Genomic DNA, 16,626 nt, shown 5'->3' with positions numbered 1-16,626 from the left:
TGAGAATTACTAAATTTGAAATAATCCTGCCACTGATTATCAGTAGCAGGATGGTCTAGTTAAAGACTAGATTTAACTTAAGGTCTCACATCAATAATATTGGAATAGGCAGAATACTCAGGCAAACGATACGCCCTTACTCGATAGCGATAAGTAGTACCCGCCACTAAACCCGCTTGAGTATAGGTTGCTTTATTAGCTGCGGTTGTAGCAATCTGAGCAAAGTTAGTACACCCCACACCTGTGCAGCGCTCTACTCTAAAATTGGTTTCATCGCGGCTGTTATCTACCCAGCTCAGTTTCGCTTGTCCAGCGGATACTGTAGCTCTTAGATTAGTAGGTACAACAGGTAATTTAGGGATAGCTTCGACGATGCTTGAATAAGCTGAATACTCACCATTGCGATAGGCACGGATGCGATAGCGATAGAGAGTATTCGGTGTCAAACTGCCATTGATATAAACAGCAGTATAGGCACTTACCACCCCGATTTGTGCAAAGTTGGTACAACCTGCTCCCGCACAACGTTCTATTCTGGCTTCAGACTCATCTAAATTAGTCAATGCCCAAGTAAGCCGCACTTGAGTACTAGATAAAACCTTGGTTTGTACGCTGGTTAAAGCATTGGGCAACTGAGGAGTCACTTGAACTATATTGGAATAAGCTGAGAAATTGGGAGCACGATAAGCACGTACCCGATAACGATAGGTAGTCCCCGCCACCAAACCTGTTTGCAAAGTCGTTGCCTCATCCGCAGGAACTGTTGCAACTCCAACAAAGTTAGTACAAGTCGCCCCCGCACAACGCTCTACTCTAAAATTAGTTTCATCCAAACTATTGTCGACCCAATCTAGTTGCACTTGTGTACTAGAAATGGCAGCGGCACTTAACTCTGTTGGAGCATTCATATCAAAAGGGGTTATATCCACTATATTAGAATAGCTCGAATAGTCTGGATCACGATACATTCTAATTCTATAGCGATAGGTAATACCTGAACTTAAATCTGTATTGGTATAAGTAGTAGTGTTTGCAGCAGGGCTAGCAATCACAGCAAAACTGGTACATCTTACTCCTGCACAGCGCTCTAAGGAAAAGTTAGTTTCATCTATGCTGGCATCTCGCCATGTAAGGCGAACTTGAGTGCCTGATAATACTTGTGCTACTAAGCTATTAGGCGCAACAGGCTCCGCACGTGTTGTAGTAGTGAGAATCGACGAATAAGAACTCAATTTAGAACCATAAACTGCTCTAATACGATAAAGATAAGTAGTGGAAGGAGCTAAACCCGCATTATTAAAGCTTAAAACATTGGCTGCTGGTGAACTCACTACTACAAAATTAGTGCAGGTAGCCCCTGTGCAACGCTCTACTCTAAAACCTGTTTCTTGGTAGGAAGGATCATTCCAAACTAGATTTATGCTAGTACTAGCAATAGTAGCCGATAAAGTAGGCGGATAAGTAAATAACTGAACACCTGTGCCTCGATCAGTGACATAGAGAGTGCCTTTATTATCTAAAACCATACCTCTAATGGTAGTGGTATAACCATCGTTATAACCGCTGTCACTCCAACGCATCAGAAAACTACCTAGATTAGTAAATTTCTGAATGCCTGAGTAATAATCCCCTAAAAAAACATTATTTCGTCTATCTAAAGCCATACCATAAGGCCAAAATAATTGTCCGTCTCGATCACCATGTATACCCCATTTCGCTAAAAATGAGCCTGAACTAGTAAACTTTTGGACTCTATGATTTCCCTCCTCAACTACATATACATTATTATAAATATCTAAAGCCACCTGACGCGCTAAGGAAAACTGACTATTATTAGATCCGCTACTCCCCCATTTTGTTATATATACCCCATTGCTATTCAGTTTTTGAATACGGTTATTATCAGTATCGACCACATAAATATTACCTACATTATCTAGAGCAACATCTTCAGGGTATTTAAACTGTCCATTATTACTGCCATACTCTCCATAGCTAGCGATAAATACACCTGTATTAGTAAATTTCTGAATACGGTGATTATAACTATCAGCCACATAAATATTATTATTAGTATCTATAGCCAGACCTAAGGGATACCAAAAATCGCCTAGCCCCTCACCATACTGACCCCAATTAGAAACAAACTGACCATTGGCATTAAATTTTTGAACTCTATGATTGTCAGTATCAGATACATACATATTTCCACTACTATCTACTGCAATGTCATGTGGAAAATTTAGAGTACCATTTTTAGTATAGTCATTTATACCAGCAAAATACTTAACTGGAGCACCCGCTAAAGTAAATTTATTAACTCTTGCATTACCATCGACTACATAAACATATCCACTATTAGTGGCTGCGATACCTATAGGACGAGACAATTGACCTAATGCACTACCAGAGCGTCCCCAAGTAGCCTGAAAAATACCTGTATTAGAAAACTTCTGGATGCGATCATTGAGATAGTCAGCTACATAAATAAAACCTGCGCTATCGATGGTTAAATCACCTAAATAAGTAAACTGGCCATTGGCTGTACCTTCAGTCCCCCACTTGGTCTGATAAACCCCATTAGCATCAAACTTTTGCACTCTATGGTTATAGTCATCTGCTACATAAACATATCCGGCTGCATCAACTCTTAAACCGCCCGGATTTTGAAACTGCCCATTAGCTGATCCACTTGAACCCCATTTCCCTAAATAAATACCGGCGCTACTGAATTTAGCAATAAGATTATAAACTTGATCCGATATATATATAGTTCCATTACTACTAATAGCAATGCCAAACGGGCTTAATTCACCCGTCGTATCTCGTGTAGCAATTTGCCCAATAAAATTACCTTCAACATCAAACTTCTGAATACGATGATTAGTGTTATCAGCCAAATAAATTATATTTCTACTATCGATAGCAATATAACCCATTAGACCGCCAAACTCTCCCTGCCCCGACCCTGGGTGTCCCCACATTTTGATAAAATCACCATTACTATTAAACTTTGCAATACGACTTTTATTAGCATCGGCTACATACACATTTCCATTACTATCCACAGCAACACTACGTGCATAGCCAATAATGCCACCACTCCCATAGCCACTAATGAAGTCGGGAGGAACCTCTACAGCATATGCAGGTGTAATCAGAATCAACCACAAAGGCATGAATATTAAACACCAAAGAAAATATTTATTTAACATAAAAAATTTATATAACATAAATGATACCCTCATTAAATAAGGACTAATTTTATATAAAAACTGATGAGTAGAATTATTTAACCAATCTAATATCTATTAGGTAAACAACTGACACACTGAAAACATCTTATTAAAATTAATTTAATTAAACAATTATTATTCACTGGATAGTTCTAGTTAAATTTTACTATAAATTAAAAATATTTACTTATTAGATATTTTAATAAATTTTTTGGCTTAAATTATAATAGATAATATTTTAAGGCTGTTTTTTATAAAATAAGAAACAGTGACCCTGCCATAGTAGAGCCCCCCTAATCAATAGCAGAATTTATCGGGTATGTACTCCAGCCTGTGAACTACTTTATTGCAAGATAAGCAAGTTATCCCTTATATAGTCCGCGCCATCCCGCTATAATCGCGCCTTAATTTTCTCTCTTTGAGTACTCTGACTGTGATCCAGAATTTACGTAATATTGCCATCATTGCCCACGTTGACCATGGCAAGACCACTTTAGTTGATAAATTACTACAACAATCCGGCACTTTAGATGCCCGCGCTCAGGTAGATGAGCGCATGATGGACTCTAATGCATTAGAAAAAGAACGCGGCATTACCATTTTGGCAAAGAATACTGCGATCCGTTGGACGAATCCGGCTGATGGCATTGAATACCGCATCAATATTGTCGATACTCCCGGACATGCTGACTTTGGTGGTGAAGTCGAGCGGGTATTATCGATGGTAGACTCGGTACTACTACTCGTCGATGCGGTGGATGGCCCTATGCCGCAAACGCGCTTTGTGACCCAAAAAGCATTCTCACACGGCTTAAAACCAATTGTGGTGATTAATAAAATTGACCGTCCCGGTGCTGATCCTGCCAAAGTGATGGATCAGGTATTTAGCCTATTTGATAACTTGGGTGCTACCGATGAGCAATTGGATTTCCCAGTGGTTTATGCTTCAGCACTTAATGGTTTTGCGGGTTTAGAAGAGCATGTGAATAGTGGTGATATGACCCCATTATTCCAAACGATTATTAAGCACGTAGCCGCACCCGATGTTGAAGTCGATGCTCCTTTCCAAATGCAAATCAGCTCGCTCGATTACAATCCTTATTTAGGGATTATTGGGATTGGGCGTATTAAGCAAGGTAAAATTCGCTCTAATACTCAAATTAAAGCTATTGATGTGAATGGCGCAGTGCGTGGTGGACGTATTTTAAAAATACTCGGCTTTCATGGCTTAGAGCGCATTGAAGTACCTGAAGCACAAGCGGGCGATATTATTGCTTTCTCTGGTATGGATGAGCTGTATATTTCGGACACCATTTGTGATCCAGACAATGTAGTCGCTCTACCACCGCTCACCATTGATGAGCCTACTGTGACTATGACCTTCCAAGTCAATACGTCTCCGTTCTCAGGCAAAGAAGTCAAGACCGGAACTTCATCACGCCGCCTACAAGAACGTTTAGCCCAAGAACTTCTGCATAACGTTGCGCTACGAGTAGAGCCTACCGATGATCCTGAAAAATTCCGTGTCTCCGGTCGTGGTGAATTACATCTCGGTATCTTAATCGAGAATATGCGCCGTGAGGGGTATGAACTCGCGGTATCGCGCCCTGAAGTCATCATTAAAGAAGTAGATGGTGAGAAACAAGAGCCTTACGAAGATGTATCGGTTGATATTGAAGAGCAACATCAAGGTACTATCATGGAAGCGCTAGGCTTACGTCGTGGTGAGCTAAAAGATATGGTTCCCGATGGTAAAGGTCGGGTGCGCTTACAATATATGATTCCATCACGCGGCTTGATTGGTTTCCAAACCGAGTTCATGACTTCAACGTCTGGGACAGGTCTGCTCTATCACACCTTCTCTCATTATGGTCCTTACAAATCCGGTAGTATTGGTCAACGTATTAATGGCGTGATGATTGCCAATGCCACCGGTAAAGCGTTAGCTTATGCCTTATTCAATCTGCAAGATCGCGGACGCTTATTCATTGGTCACGGTGAAGAAGTATATGAAGGCATGGTCATTGGTATTCATAGCCGCGATAATGACTTAGTAGTCAATCCGCTCAAGGCTAAGCAACTCACCAATATTCGTGCTGCGGGTACAGACGAGAACTTAATTCTCACCCCACCGATTCGCTACACACTAGAGCAAGCGCTGGAATTTATTGATGATGATGAATTAGTGGAAGTCACGCCACAAAGTATTCGGATTCGTAAGCGTTTCTTATTAGAGCACGAGCGCAAAAGAGCGTTTAAAGCTAATCAAGAGTAAAGCATTGCTTATAAAAAAAGGGCACTTGCATAGTGCCCTTTTACTTAATAGCCAGCTCAATGTTTTAGTGCTTATTGAGCAACTTCCTCAGTCCCTTCCGAACCTGTCATGACATAAGCATTAGGATCATCAACCGCCGCACCTTCATCCGCTACAGTTTGCATGCCTTCGTCCTCTATTACTTCTTCCGTTGCCATTTCTGGCTGGCTTAAATCAGCTACCCCCGCCTCATCAGCCACCATCTCATCCTCAGTCATGGTATCAGCCGCTGAACTTTCAACCTCAGACTCTTCTACTAAAGTACCGCTATTTTCATCGATACAATTTTGCATAAACGCTTCCATCGCTTCTTCCGTCACACCCTCTTCTTGAGCAGCGTTTTCGCATACTTGCATGACTTCCTCGGAAACGACCATTTCCTCATCGGCAGGTGCTGCCTCAGTAGTGGTTTCCTCAGCAGGAATCTCAATAGTATCGACTTCATTAGCCGCCAATTGAGTACCTACTTGAGCAGCAGTGGCATCATTAATACTAGCCAGAATTTGAATCTCCTCACTGGCAGGCACAGCCTCTAAATCCTCATTCGCCCACGCAGTACTTAAAGAAAACGCTAAAAGAGACATGATTGTTATTGTTGTTAGTTTCATTTATTTACCCCTTGCATAAATTAATATTTAATCAGCACTTAGACTGATTATATAGCCCACAAAGTTCCCACCGTCCATCCAGATTATTACCGAAATCATAGGGATAAAATGACTTTTACCCCTGCACTGTTTAGCCGCTTGAAAAACTAGAAATAGTTTAAAAGCTAGCACCTGACTGGCACTTGAGCGCTCTTAAGATTGTGATATTTCGCGTGCAATCGCGCGATGACCAATATCAGTACGGAAATAAACTTGATTCCAATGCAGCGTATTCACCAAATCATAAGCTTGACCTTGTGCCTCAGTCACCGTATGCCCCAAGCCCACTGCACATAAGACCCGCCCGCCATTCGTAAGTACCTTGCCGTCTTGTAAGCTGGCTCCGGCGTGGAACACCTTACCGGGTAACTGTGCTGCTTGGTCTAAGCCACTAATCACTTCACCTTTAGACGAGCCTTCGGGGTAATTACCCGCCGCTAATACCACCCCTAAAGCAGCCCGACTATCCCACTGAGCCGTGACTTGATCGAGGCGATCATCCAAAGCAGCCTCGACTAACTCCACTAAATCAGACTGCAAACGCATCATAATCGGCTGCGTTTCGGGATCACCAAAACGACAATTAAATTCTAAGACTTTAGGTACACTGTTTTGATCGATCATCACTCCGGCATATAAAAAGCCTGTGTAAGGAATACCATCCGCCGCCATCCCTTCCACTGTAGGGACAATCACTTCGCGCATAATACGTTCGTGCATCGCTGGTGTGACAACCGGAGCGGGCGAATATGCTCCCATACCTCCCGTGTTAGGACCTGTATCACCATTATTACGCGCTTTATGATCTTGAGAACTCGCCATAGGGAGAATATTTTTACCATCAACCATCACGATAAAACTGGCTTCCTCACCATGCAAAAACTCTTCAACTACCACTCTATGCCCCGCAGCACCAAAGGCATTACCTGCTAGCATATCGCGTACTGCTGTAATAGCTTCATCCTCAGTTTGCGCCAGAATCACTCCTTTCCCTGCGGCTAAGCCATCCGCCTTAATTACAATGGGTGCGCCCTGTTTACGGATATAAGCTTCAGCCTCAGCTATATCGGTAAAATTGCCGTAGCTCGCCGTAGGAATGTTATGGCGTGCGAGAAAATCTTTAGTGAAAGCTTTAGAACCCTCTAATTGCGCCGCTTGTTGTGTCGGACCAAAACAACGTAAACCTGCTGCCCGAAACGCATCCACTACTCCTAATACTAGCGTAATTTCAAAATTTTCCCACGGTTAAGACTACCCCTTCATCTTTCGCCATCTGTACCAGATCAGTAATGTGATCGGCTGCTATAGCTACATTACGCACTTTTGGCTCTAGGGCAGTGCCCGAATTACCGGGGGCAACCAGTACTTCAGTGACTTGGGGTGATTGCGCTAGCTTCCAAGCTAAAGCATGTTCACGCCCACCATTACCTATAACTAGAACCTTCATGACGACTCCTAAAATTTTAAATCAACCTTCACCAGAAAGGCGCTCATTAAAGCCCTAATAAGGGCTATATTCAAGCATTGAAACCCCAACTTATTTAACCGGTTGCTAAACCAGTTGCTCTCCAAAACCCTACGCTTAGCGGGCAGCTTTTGCCGTTAAGCGTTTTTCATAACAGATATAGAAGGAGGTGTCCTGTAATTATCTTTTCATGCTTTAAACGAGTACACAGGTTGCCTGATAACTGCTCATCGCCCACACCTAACCGACGCAAAGGAACTGCTATGCAACATTGTGGACTGGTGATGACTATCCTGACCTTGGGTCAATGTCTGGATCAAGAAGCCAACTCTAATCCCTTACCCGTTGGGCGTGAGGTAGCCCTCTATTATCAAACCCAAAGCGTCAATGCAACCGCTCCTTGCTACCGCCGTCCTACCGCTGAAAGTAGCCGCATGACCCAAGTTAAACGCGGTGCTATAGTAACCATCGCCTCCACCACCACTAAATTGATACGTGAGGGCGGTGAATACTGGCTAGAAGTCTATCCCCCGCTGAGCCATCGCCCTACCTGCTATATGAATACGCGCAACTTAATTCCTCTGCCTAATCCACGCTAAGCGACTAGCTTCTCGAAAACTACACATTAATTCTTTAAGCTAGCCCTCTTCGTTTTAATAAGTAGTGAATCCTGTATGCGACAAGTCACCCTAGCTACCCCACGCGGCTTTTGTGCGGGCGTAGATCGTGCAATTGAAATTGTAAACCGTGCCCTTGAAGTACTCGGTGCACCGATTTATGTACGCCATGAAGTGGTTCATAATCGTTTTGTAGTCAATGATTTACGCGATAAAGGCGCGATCTTTGTCCAAGAGTTAGATGAAGTACCGGATAATGCGACCGTGATTTTTAGTGCGCATGGCGTATCGCGGGCAGTACAGGATGAAGCCTTGCGCCGAGGTTTGAAAGTATTTGATGCGACTTGTCCCTTGGTGACTAAGGTACATATGGAAGTACTGCGCTATAGCAAGGAAGGGCGCGAAACCATTTTAATCGGTCACAAAAATCACCCAGAAGTGGAAGGCACGATGGGGCAATATGATACCAGTTTTGGCGGGGCGATTTATCGGGTGGATTCACCTGCTGAGGTGGACGCGCTGGAGGTGCGTGATCCGAGTAAGTTGGCGTATGTCACGCAAACTACTTTATCGGTGGATGATACCGAGATTGTAATCAATGCCTTACGTACTAAGTTTGCGGCGATTATTGGTCCTAAAAAGGATGATATTTGTTATGCCACGCAAAATCGCCAAGATGCTTTGAAAAAGCTGGCGGAAGATTCGGATTTGGTGTTAGTGGTGGGGTCGCCGAATAGTTCTAATTCTAATCGGCTGCGTGAAATGGCTGAAAAGCGCGGTATTCCGGCGTATTTGATTGATGATGCTGAGGATATTCAGGAGGAATGGCTGGCGGGTAAATCACAGATTGGTTTGACGGCGGGGGCGTCAGCGCCAGAGGTATTGGTGCAAGGGGTGATTGATCATTTGCGTCAGCGCGGGGCGAATGTGCAGTTTCAAAATTCGGGGATTACGGAAAATATTTCGTTTGTTTTGCCTAAGGAACTGCGGGTGGAGTGAGTCTCTTAGCTATCTAATGAGTCACTAGGGTGGCTAGTGACTGGGTAGCGCACGCTTTAAACCATAATATTGATGAAATGGCTCAAAATCTTTATCAGCATGTAAAAGTGGTAATTGTTGGTTAATACAAAAGGTGGCAATTAAGACATCAATAGTTTTTCTAATAGTAATGCCTTGTTTGCGTAGACTTCTAAAATTTTCAGCGCTTTGCAAGGCTATTGCTGTAGTGAGCATCGGTATTTGATCTAAAGATAATAGGAGCTGCTTAGCCTGTGCGTAGTGTTCATCTTGTTTAAACCCTTGCAGTACTTCGGTTAAAATCAACTCGCCTGTGGCTACGGGCTGAACGCCTAAGATCTGATCCAGCCAATCGGTTTGTGCGGTCACTTTGCCATTAAAGTAATCAATCCATACGCTAGAATCGACAAAAATCATCGTTCTTGTCTCTGCTGATCTAGATCACCTTCCCATGGTAATTTGCCTCGAAACTCACGAATGCGTGCTTGGCGTGTGAGGCGTAGGAGTAGCTGTAAACCTTGTTCTACTGCTTCTTTTTTGGTTTTTAAGCCTGTTTCTTTAAGTACGTTTTGAATCAGAACTTCATCAATCACTATGTTAGTTCGCATGTGTATAACCCAATGAAATCATACACACCATACTATGACTATGGGAGGTTGATGGCAAGTCTAAAATGGCGTATAGCCACAGTGTTCCTAGCATCCAAGGTTTATTCAGCCCTACCCTAATCCTGTTAAAATCATGTAGAGAAATGGAGGTATATTTATATAATCATAAGGTTAGGAGCTTAAGTTGGCGCGTATAGAAGCTACGGTTGAGCCAATTGCTTTTTAAATCGCTCATTTTAATTTAAAATAGATAATTATTTAGAGAGCCACTGTACTTACTAAAAGCTATATATCCGCTATTTACTAAGGGTTATCTTTCATTATTTGCCTTATAAAATTTAGAGCCACTTCCAATATGTCTAATATACTTATAGCAATCAAAAATTTAGTACAGAACCCAATATTGAAGGTTACTGACAGGGATTCAGGTAGAAATAGAATTAACGCTGTTGGTGCATCACTAGAATTATATATTAAAGATCTGTTAGCCAATTGTAATACTCAACATACTGATGCTCAAAAGCTAGAAAAATACGCTCAAGTTTTTTCTTATCTTGGCAATCAAAATAACCCACCTGATTTGATGATTAAAAATGGTGACGCAGTAGAAATCAAAAAAATTCAAAGTGCTGGTAGTGCTATAGCCTTAAATAGCTCCTACCCTAAGTCAAAACTTTACTCTAATAGCTCTATGATTACTGCTAGTTGTAAAACTTGTGAGCCATGGAGTGCTAAAGACCTAATCTATGTCATTGGTCAAACTAGCGATGACACTATTAAAAATCTTTGGTTTATCTATGGTGATGTTTACTGTGCCTCACCTGAAACATATGAAAGAATAACTACTACCATTGCCAATGGGATTAACTCTATTCCTGATGTGGAGTTTTCCAAAACCAATGAACTAGGGAAAGTTAAAAAAGTTGATCCTCTTGGCATCACCGATCTTAGAATAAGAGGGATGTGGCATATAGAAAATCCAAGAAAGGTTTTTTCTTATCTTAATTTAAGTACATCTCATCAAAACTTTCAGTTTTTCTGTCTAATGCGCAAAGAAAAATTTGAATCCTTTGATCAAGCAGATAGAAACGCTCTCAATGATCTTAATACTTCTTTATCTATTGATACAGTAAAAATAAAGAATCCAGATAATCCGGCTCAGCTTATTGACGCCATTCTTATTAAATTTTCGATTTGAATTATATGAAAATAGTAGCTTTATTTGCGGGTGCGGGTGGCTTAGACCTAGGGTTTTCACAAGCTGGCTTTAACATAGTTTGGGCGAATGAGTATGACAAAGAAATATGGGAAACCTATGAAAAAAATCACCCTACCGTTACTTTAGATCGTCGAAGCATTACGAATATTCCGAGCCAAGATATACCTGATTGTGATGGCATTATTGGCGGACCGCCTTGCCAAAGTTGGTCTGAGGCGGGAGCTTTAAGAGGGATTGAAGATCATCGAGGGCAATTATTCTTTGAGTTTATTAGAATATTGCGTGATAAAAAACCTAAGTTCTTTTTAGCTGAAAATGTGTCGGGCATGTTATTGCCTAGGCATAAACAAGCCTTAGAAAATATTAAAACCTTATTTGCTGAAAGTGGCTATCAGCTCAGTTTTAAGTTATTAAATGCTGCAAACTATGGTGTGCCACAAGACCGTAATCGTCTGTTTTTTATCGGTTATCGACGTGACTTAAATTTAAATTTTGTATTTCCTGATCCTACTACTGCCAATAATCCCCTAACCTTATTAGAAGCCATTGGTGATTTAAAAGATAATGCCTTACCTGCTTTAGACAAAAACTACTCTAATCAGCAGTGTGCAGTAGCTAATCATGAGTATATGACGGGTGGATTTTCTAGTATTTATATGTCACGTAATCGAGTGCGGGCGTGGGATGAGGTGTCTTTTACGATACAAGCGGGTGGGCGTCATGCGCCTATTCACCCTCAAGCACCTAAGTTTGAGTTTATTGAGCAAGATAAGCGTAAATTTATATCGGGTCAGGAGCACTTATATCGACGGTTGAGTATTAGAGAGTGTGCGCGGATTCAAACTTTTCCTGATGATTTTATTTTTTATTATCAGAAACTGGCTAGTGGCTACAAAATGATTGGGAACGCTGTACCTGTTAAATTAGCACAGGTATTAGCTGAGCAGATTTATCGTGATTTAAATTGCCCCTAATTCCTATTTTAAGGAGTCATTTCACAAATAAGGTACTAGCCATACGGGGATGAAATGCTTGGCATATTCAGGGTAATAGGTTTGAGCTAAATATAGGATGATGGAATAGCCTAGAATGATAAAGCTTACGACCACAAAGGTGTAAATGCGTTCTAGTACTTTAGCGCGTTGGATGAATTTTTCTAGGCGTGCTTTGGGAAAGTCTTGCAGATTATCCGCTTCGGCTAGAATTTGAGTATGCCAGAGTTGTACTTTAGTGGCATATACCCATAATGCTCCAGCCGCTATACAGCACAGCCATAGGGCTAGTTGTCTTAAACCAAAGGAGGGAGGAGTAATTTCTAGTAGTTTAGTCAGGGGTTTGCTAATGGTATCGCCGAGTGTATCGACCCAATCTTTAAATTGAGGAAAGTAACTGAGTATTAGCCAACTGCTAACTAATAGTGCTACGAAAGCTAGCCATTTATTACGTGCAATCCGCAAACTAACTATATCGGCAATTTCATCTATTTCAGCTAAGACTTTATTTTTAAAAGGTGGTTTTAATAATAAGGCTAAAGGCCACCAGAGCCATAGAGTGGCTTTTAAACTCCATCGCCATAATAGTGCTGGAGGATACCAAATAGTAGTAGCCATGATAGCTATCAGCTTATCATCTAGCTGTTGATGGGATAGATCACTTAACAAACCTTTTATACTAAAAAAATCATCAACTCTACGCGCTCCGGGTAATAGCTCAGGAAGGTGTGTACAATCTACTATCCATAAATTTTCCTTCCAGTTACTAGTTAATTGTCTCAAGCCATAAATAGGATATAATAAGGTAGCAAATATACGAATCAGCAAACTACGAAGCCAAACACCTAGAGCCAAAAAAGGAAAAATCACCATTAAAAAGATAATCTTAAGTAAGTTTACTTCTCCCATAACCGCAACCGCAACCGCAACCGCACCTGCAAATGTACCTAAAACCACACCCACTAAAACTAATACATCTAGCCTTACGGATGATACTGCTAATGCCAACATAATCGTACTTGCAACAACGCCCATAACAACTCTTCCGGCTCCTACTCCCATTCCTGTTCCTATAAAAGCAAATGCAAGCGTGAAAGCAAATGCAAACATACTGAGAAAAAAAGCCACCCAAAACAAACCCCAATCTGAATAATAAGGTAATAAATAATAAGCTACCCCACTCACTACCATAAAAGATGCTAAAAATTTTATTATTCCATATAGTATTTTCTGCCTTAAAATTAAAACATCCCATGCATTGCCTAATCCTTTAGAGTAACTATATAGCCAATTTAAACCTAAATTTATTGACTTAGATGACTTTAATAAGATAATTGGTGCTGCTACTGATGTAATCAAAAGCCACCACTGACGTTCAAAATGAAATGCTAACCAACCATGTATACCTAATACTAAAAAAGTTTCAATAACTGATAAAACTGAAATTAGCTCTTTTTCAATCGAATCATCCGTAGAGTGCCAAACCCACTTCCGACTACGTGACCCTTTATTGCTATTATGCACTTTATTAGATTTAACTACTCTTAACTGCTCAAAATCATCTAAATCTTTATGAGTTACTTCAATTAAATACTCAAGGCGAGATCTTTCTTCAATACAGGTTTCTGAATTGTACTTATCATAAAGTAGGCGTAGTTTTGCTATGAGTCTTGTGTTAGAGATAGGGTGTACTACTTGAGTAGCAGAATCAGGGGGAACAGCAGACATAAGGCACTCTCAACGAGGAACTGCCTAAATTATAATAGCGATTAAAGCTAAGCACGAAGACTTTTAACTAAAAAACCCCTCCTAACCTCCCCTTATCAAGGGAGGAATAGGACAGTAGTCTATTTTCTAAAGGGTACTAGATCGATCATGATACATTGCTTTGAGCAAGGAAAGATCAAACAAATCATGATCTTTCCAATCCCCTCCCTTGATAAGGGGAGAGCTAGGGAGGGGTTTCCAAAAAGGCGCAAAAAGAGGTTTTGAATTAAACCCCAGCACCCGTTTTTAATTTCCAAATATCACGGTTATATTCGAGCATAGTTCGATCTGTAGAAAAGAACCCACTATGCGCCGTGTTCAAAATACTCATGCGTGTCCAATGATCTTTATCTTGCCATGCTTTAGCCACTTGCTCCTGCGCTTCCACATAACTTCTAAAGTCCGCCAAAGTCATCCAAGGATCATTAGCACTCAATACCGCATTTAAAATCGGCTCAAACTCACCGGGCGCACAATCATTAAAATGACCCGCCTTAATTAAATCGAGCACTGCTTTTAAATCCGCATCCTGTGCAGCTATTTCCCACGGACGATAATTTTGACGCAGCGTTTGCACCTCATCGGCTTTTAAGCCAAATAAGAAGAAATTCTCCTCACCGACCGCATCCATAATCTCAATATTCGCACCGTCATAAGTACCAATCGTGAGTGCACCATTCATCATGAATTTCATATTACCCGTGCCCGAGGCTTCTTTTCCCGCTGTAGAAATTTGCTCAGATAAATCCGCCGCTGGAGCAATAATTTCCATACTCGACACGCGATAATTAGGAATAAAGGCAACTTTTAAACGCTCACCAATTTCTTCATCATGATTAACAATATCCGCCACACGGTTAATCAATTTAATAATGCGCTTAGCCATGAAATAGCCGGGGGCTGCTTTACCACCGATTAACACACAGCGATTCACTGCATTATCAGCCTTACCGCTTTTCAGGCGAATATAGAGATGTATCACATGCAGAATATTGAGTAACTGGCGCTTATATTCGTGAATACGTTTTACCTGTACATCAAAGAGTGAATTAGGATTAAACTCCACGCCACATTCTTGCTGAACTAAAGCGGCTAAGCGTTGTTTATTCGCATATTTGACTTCACGCCACGCTTGTTGAAAGGCGGTTTCTTCTTTAGCTGCATAAGGAATAAGTTTTTCTAGCTCTTGTAAATTAGCAATCCAACCATCGCCAATTTTACTACTGACTAATTGAGTTAGCTCTGGATTAGCTAATGCAATCCAACGCCTAGGCGTTACACCATTAGTTTTATTATTAAATTTATGCGGCCATAGCTCATAAAAGTCATGGAATAGACCATCAATTAATAGTTGCGAATGTAAAGCCGCGACACCATTAATAGAAAAACTACCCACAATAGCGAGCCATGCCATACGCACTTGCTGTACTGAGCCTTCCTCAATAATCGACATGCGCCGTAAGCGTTCGGTATCGCCGGGCCAACGCCGCGACACAATGCGCAGGAAGCGAGCATTGATTTCATAAATAATATCAAGTAGGCGCGGCAATAAACGCCGGAATAAATAAACCGGCCAGCGCTCCAGTGCTTCAGGCAATAAAGTGTGATTGGTATAGGCCATGCATTGTGTGGTAATGCCCCAAGCCTCATCCCAGCCTAAACCGTGCTCATCGACTAATAAACGCATTAATTCCGCTACCGCAATCGTCGGATGCGTGTCATTCATTTGGAACACATTATCGGCCGCAAAGGTTTTGAAATCACCACCGCCGCTTTTTTTCCATAAACGAATCGCATCTTTCAGACTCGCGGAGGCTAAAAAGTACTGCTGACGTAGACGTAATTCTTTGCCGTTTTCACTGCTGTCATTGGGGTAGAGCACCATCGAAATATGCTCAGCCTCATTTTTAGCTTGCACCGCTTCGGTATAACTACCCTGATTAAATTCTTGTAGATTAAACTCATCGGTGGCTGAGGCTTTCCACAGCCGCAGTGTATTCACGGTATTATTTTTATAACCCGCAATCGGCACGTCAAACGGAATAGCTAACACATCTTGTGTCCCAACCCAGCGCACCCGCTCCTCGCCCGCCGCATTTTTATAAAGTTCACTATAGCCACCAAATTGAATGCGTTGGCTATATTCGGCGCGTTCTACTTCCCAAGGATTACCTTCGCGCAGCCAGTGATCGGGTTCTTCAATTTGCTCATCATTTTCAATGCGTTGGCGGAACATACCGTATTCATAGCGAATACCATAGCCTAAGACTGGAAGCTCTAAGGTAGCACAGCTATCCATAAAGCACGCCGCTAAGCGCCCTAAGCCGCCATTACCTAAGCCTGCATCCGGTTCACTATCCTCGACACGCTCTAAATCCGCCGCAAACTTTTTTAATGCACCGCGTGTTCCCTGCTCCATATCCAGATTGAGCAAGTTATTGCCTAAAGCACGCCCAATTAGGAATTCTAGCGATAAATAATACGCACGGCGCTTATTAGGCTGGAGATGATTAATCCAAGTACGTTGCCAATGGGGCATCAGGCGATCACGCACGGTATGCGAGAGTGCTTGATAAATATAAGTCGGGGTACAACCTTTAAAACGTCCTAAGTGATAGGTCAAATAACGCTGAAAATCTTTGCCAATCGCAGAGGCATCATTGGTAAGAGGTTTAAGCTGGGGGATTTGTAATTCGATTTCACAATTTTGCTGAGGTGCTGGTGCTGCCATACGCTTCAATCCT

The 16,626-nt window shown here is 41.7% G+C and carries 11 protein-coding genes and 1 pseudogene; 5 read left to right on the top strand and 7 right to left on the bottom strand.

Features of this window, described 5'->3' with window-relative positions:
* Positions 1-77: 77 nt before the first annotated feature.
* Entirely contained in the window at positions 78-3,179 is a 3,102-nt protein-coding gene (locus IPL34_RS06035; protein WP_296839188.1) for a 6-bladed beta-propeller, read from the bottom strand.
* A 490-nt stretch (positions 3,180-3,669) separates the two neighbouring features.
* Here IPL34_RS06035 and typA point away from each other — a divergent pair, with 490 nt between their 5' ends.
* A complete protein-coding gene (gene typA, locus IPL34_RS06030; RefSeq protein ID WP_296839185.1) occupies positions 3,670-5,511 on the top strand; it encodes a translational GTPase TypA in 1,842 nt (613 codons plus the stop codon).
* Positions 5,512-5,582: 71 nt separating this feature from the next.
* Here typA and IPL34_RS06025 read toward each other — a convergent pair whose 3' ends face one another.
* Together IPL34_RS06025 and purD are read right to left on the bottom strand one after the other, a co-directional pair.
* A complete protein-coding gene (locus IPL34_RS06025) occupies positions 5,583-6,158 on the bottom strand; it encodes a hypothetical protein (RefSeq protein WP_296839183.1) in 576 nt (191 codons plus the stop codon).
* A 192-nt stretch (positions 6,159-6,350) separates the two neighbouring features.
* Positions 6,351-7,644: pseudogene (purD, locus tag IPL34_RS06020) on the bottom strand (phosphoribosylamine--glycine ligase).
* A 281-nt stretch (positions 7,645-7,925) separates the two neighbouring features.
* On the opposite strand from purD, the gene IPL34_RS06015 reads away from it, so the two are divergent.
* Positions 7,926-8,261 carry a hypothetical protein gene (locus tag IPL34_RS06015; RefSeq protein ID WP_296839180.1) on the top strand — a complete coding sequence of 112 codons (336 nt, stop codon included), beginning with the start codon at positions 7,926-7,928 and terminating at the stop codon, positions 8,259-8,261.
* Positions 8,262-8,336: 75 nt separating this feature from the next.
* Entirely contained in the window at positions 8,337-9,278 is a 942-nt protein-coding gene (gene ispH, locus IPL34_RS06010) for a 4-hydroxy-3-methylbut-2-enyl diphosphate reductase (protein ID WP_296839177.1), read from the top strand.
* A 33-nt stretch (positions 9,279-9,311) separates the two neighbouring features.
* Here ispH and IPL34_RS06005 read toward each other — a convergent pair whose 3' ends face one another.
* Positions 9,312-9,713, bottom strand: coding sequence for a PIN domain nuclease (locus IPL34_RS06005; protein ID WP_296839174.1), 402 nt, complete (start codon positions 9,711-9,713; stop codon positions 9,312-9,314).
* Positions 9,710-9,904, bottom strand: a complete 195-nt coding sequence (locus IPL34_RS06000) for a type II toxin-antitoxin system VapB family antitoxin (RefSeq protein ID WP_296839171.1) — start codon at positions 9,902-9,904, stop codon at positions 9,710-9,712. The genes IPL34_RS06005 and IPL34_RS06000 overlap by 4 nt, the downstream gene beginning before the upstream one ends.
* A 355-nt stretch (positions 9,905-10,259) precedes the next feature.
* On the opposite strand from IPL34_RS06000, the gene IPL34_RS05995 reads away from it, so the two are divergent.
* Positions 10,260-11,102: an NgoPII family restriction endonuclease gene (locus IPL34_RS05995; RefSeq protein WP_296839167.1), complete on the top strand. Its 843-nt coding sequence runs from the start codon at positions 10,260-10,262 to the stop codon at positions 11,100-11,102.
* A gap of 5 nt (positions 11,103-11,107) precedes the next feature.
* Positions 11,108-12,097, top strand: a complete 990-nt coding sequence (locus IPL34_RS05990) for a DNA cytosine methyltransferase (RefSeq protein ID WP_296839164.1) — start codon at positions 11,108-11,110, stop codon at positions 12,095-12,097.
* 21 nt (positions 12,098-12,118) lie between these two features.
* On the opposite strand, the gene IPL34_RS05985 is transcribed toward IPL34_RS05990, so the two are convergent.
* Together IPL34_RS05985 and IPL34_RS05980 are read right to left on the bottom strand one after the other, a co-directional pair.
* Positions 12,119-13,843, bottom strand: coding sequence for a hypothetical protein (locus IPL34_RS05985; protein ID WP_296839161.1), 1,725 nt, complete (start codon positions 13,841-13,843; stop codon positions 12,119-12,121).
* Between the two features lie 265 nt (positions 13,844-14,108).
* Entirely contained in the window at positions 14,109-16,613 is a 2,505-nt protein-coding gene (locus IPL34_RS05980; protein WP_296839157.1) for a glycogen/starch/alpha-glucan phosphorylase, read from the bottom strand.
* Positions 16,614-16,626: the final 13 nt, after the last annotated feature.

The sequence above is a fragment of the Thiofilum sp. genome (assembly GCF_016711335.1).
Taxonomy (GTDB): Bacteria; Pseudomonadota; Gammaproteobacteria; order Thiotrichales; family Thiotrichaceae; genus Thiofilum.
Note: the sequence above shows the minus strand (reverse complement) of the source record. Positions and strands in the feature narration are given on the sequence as shown.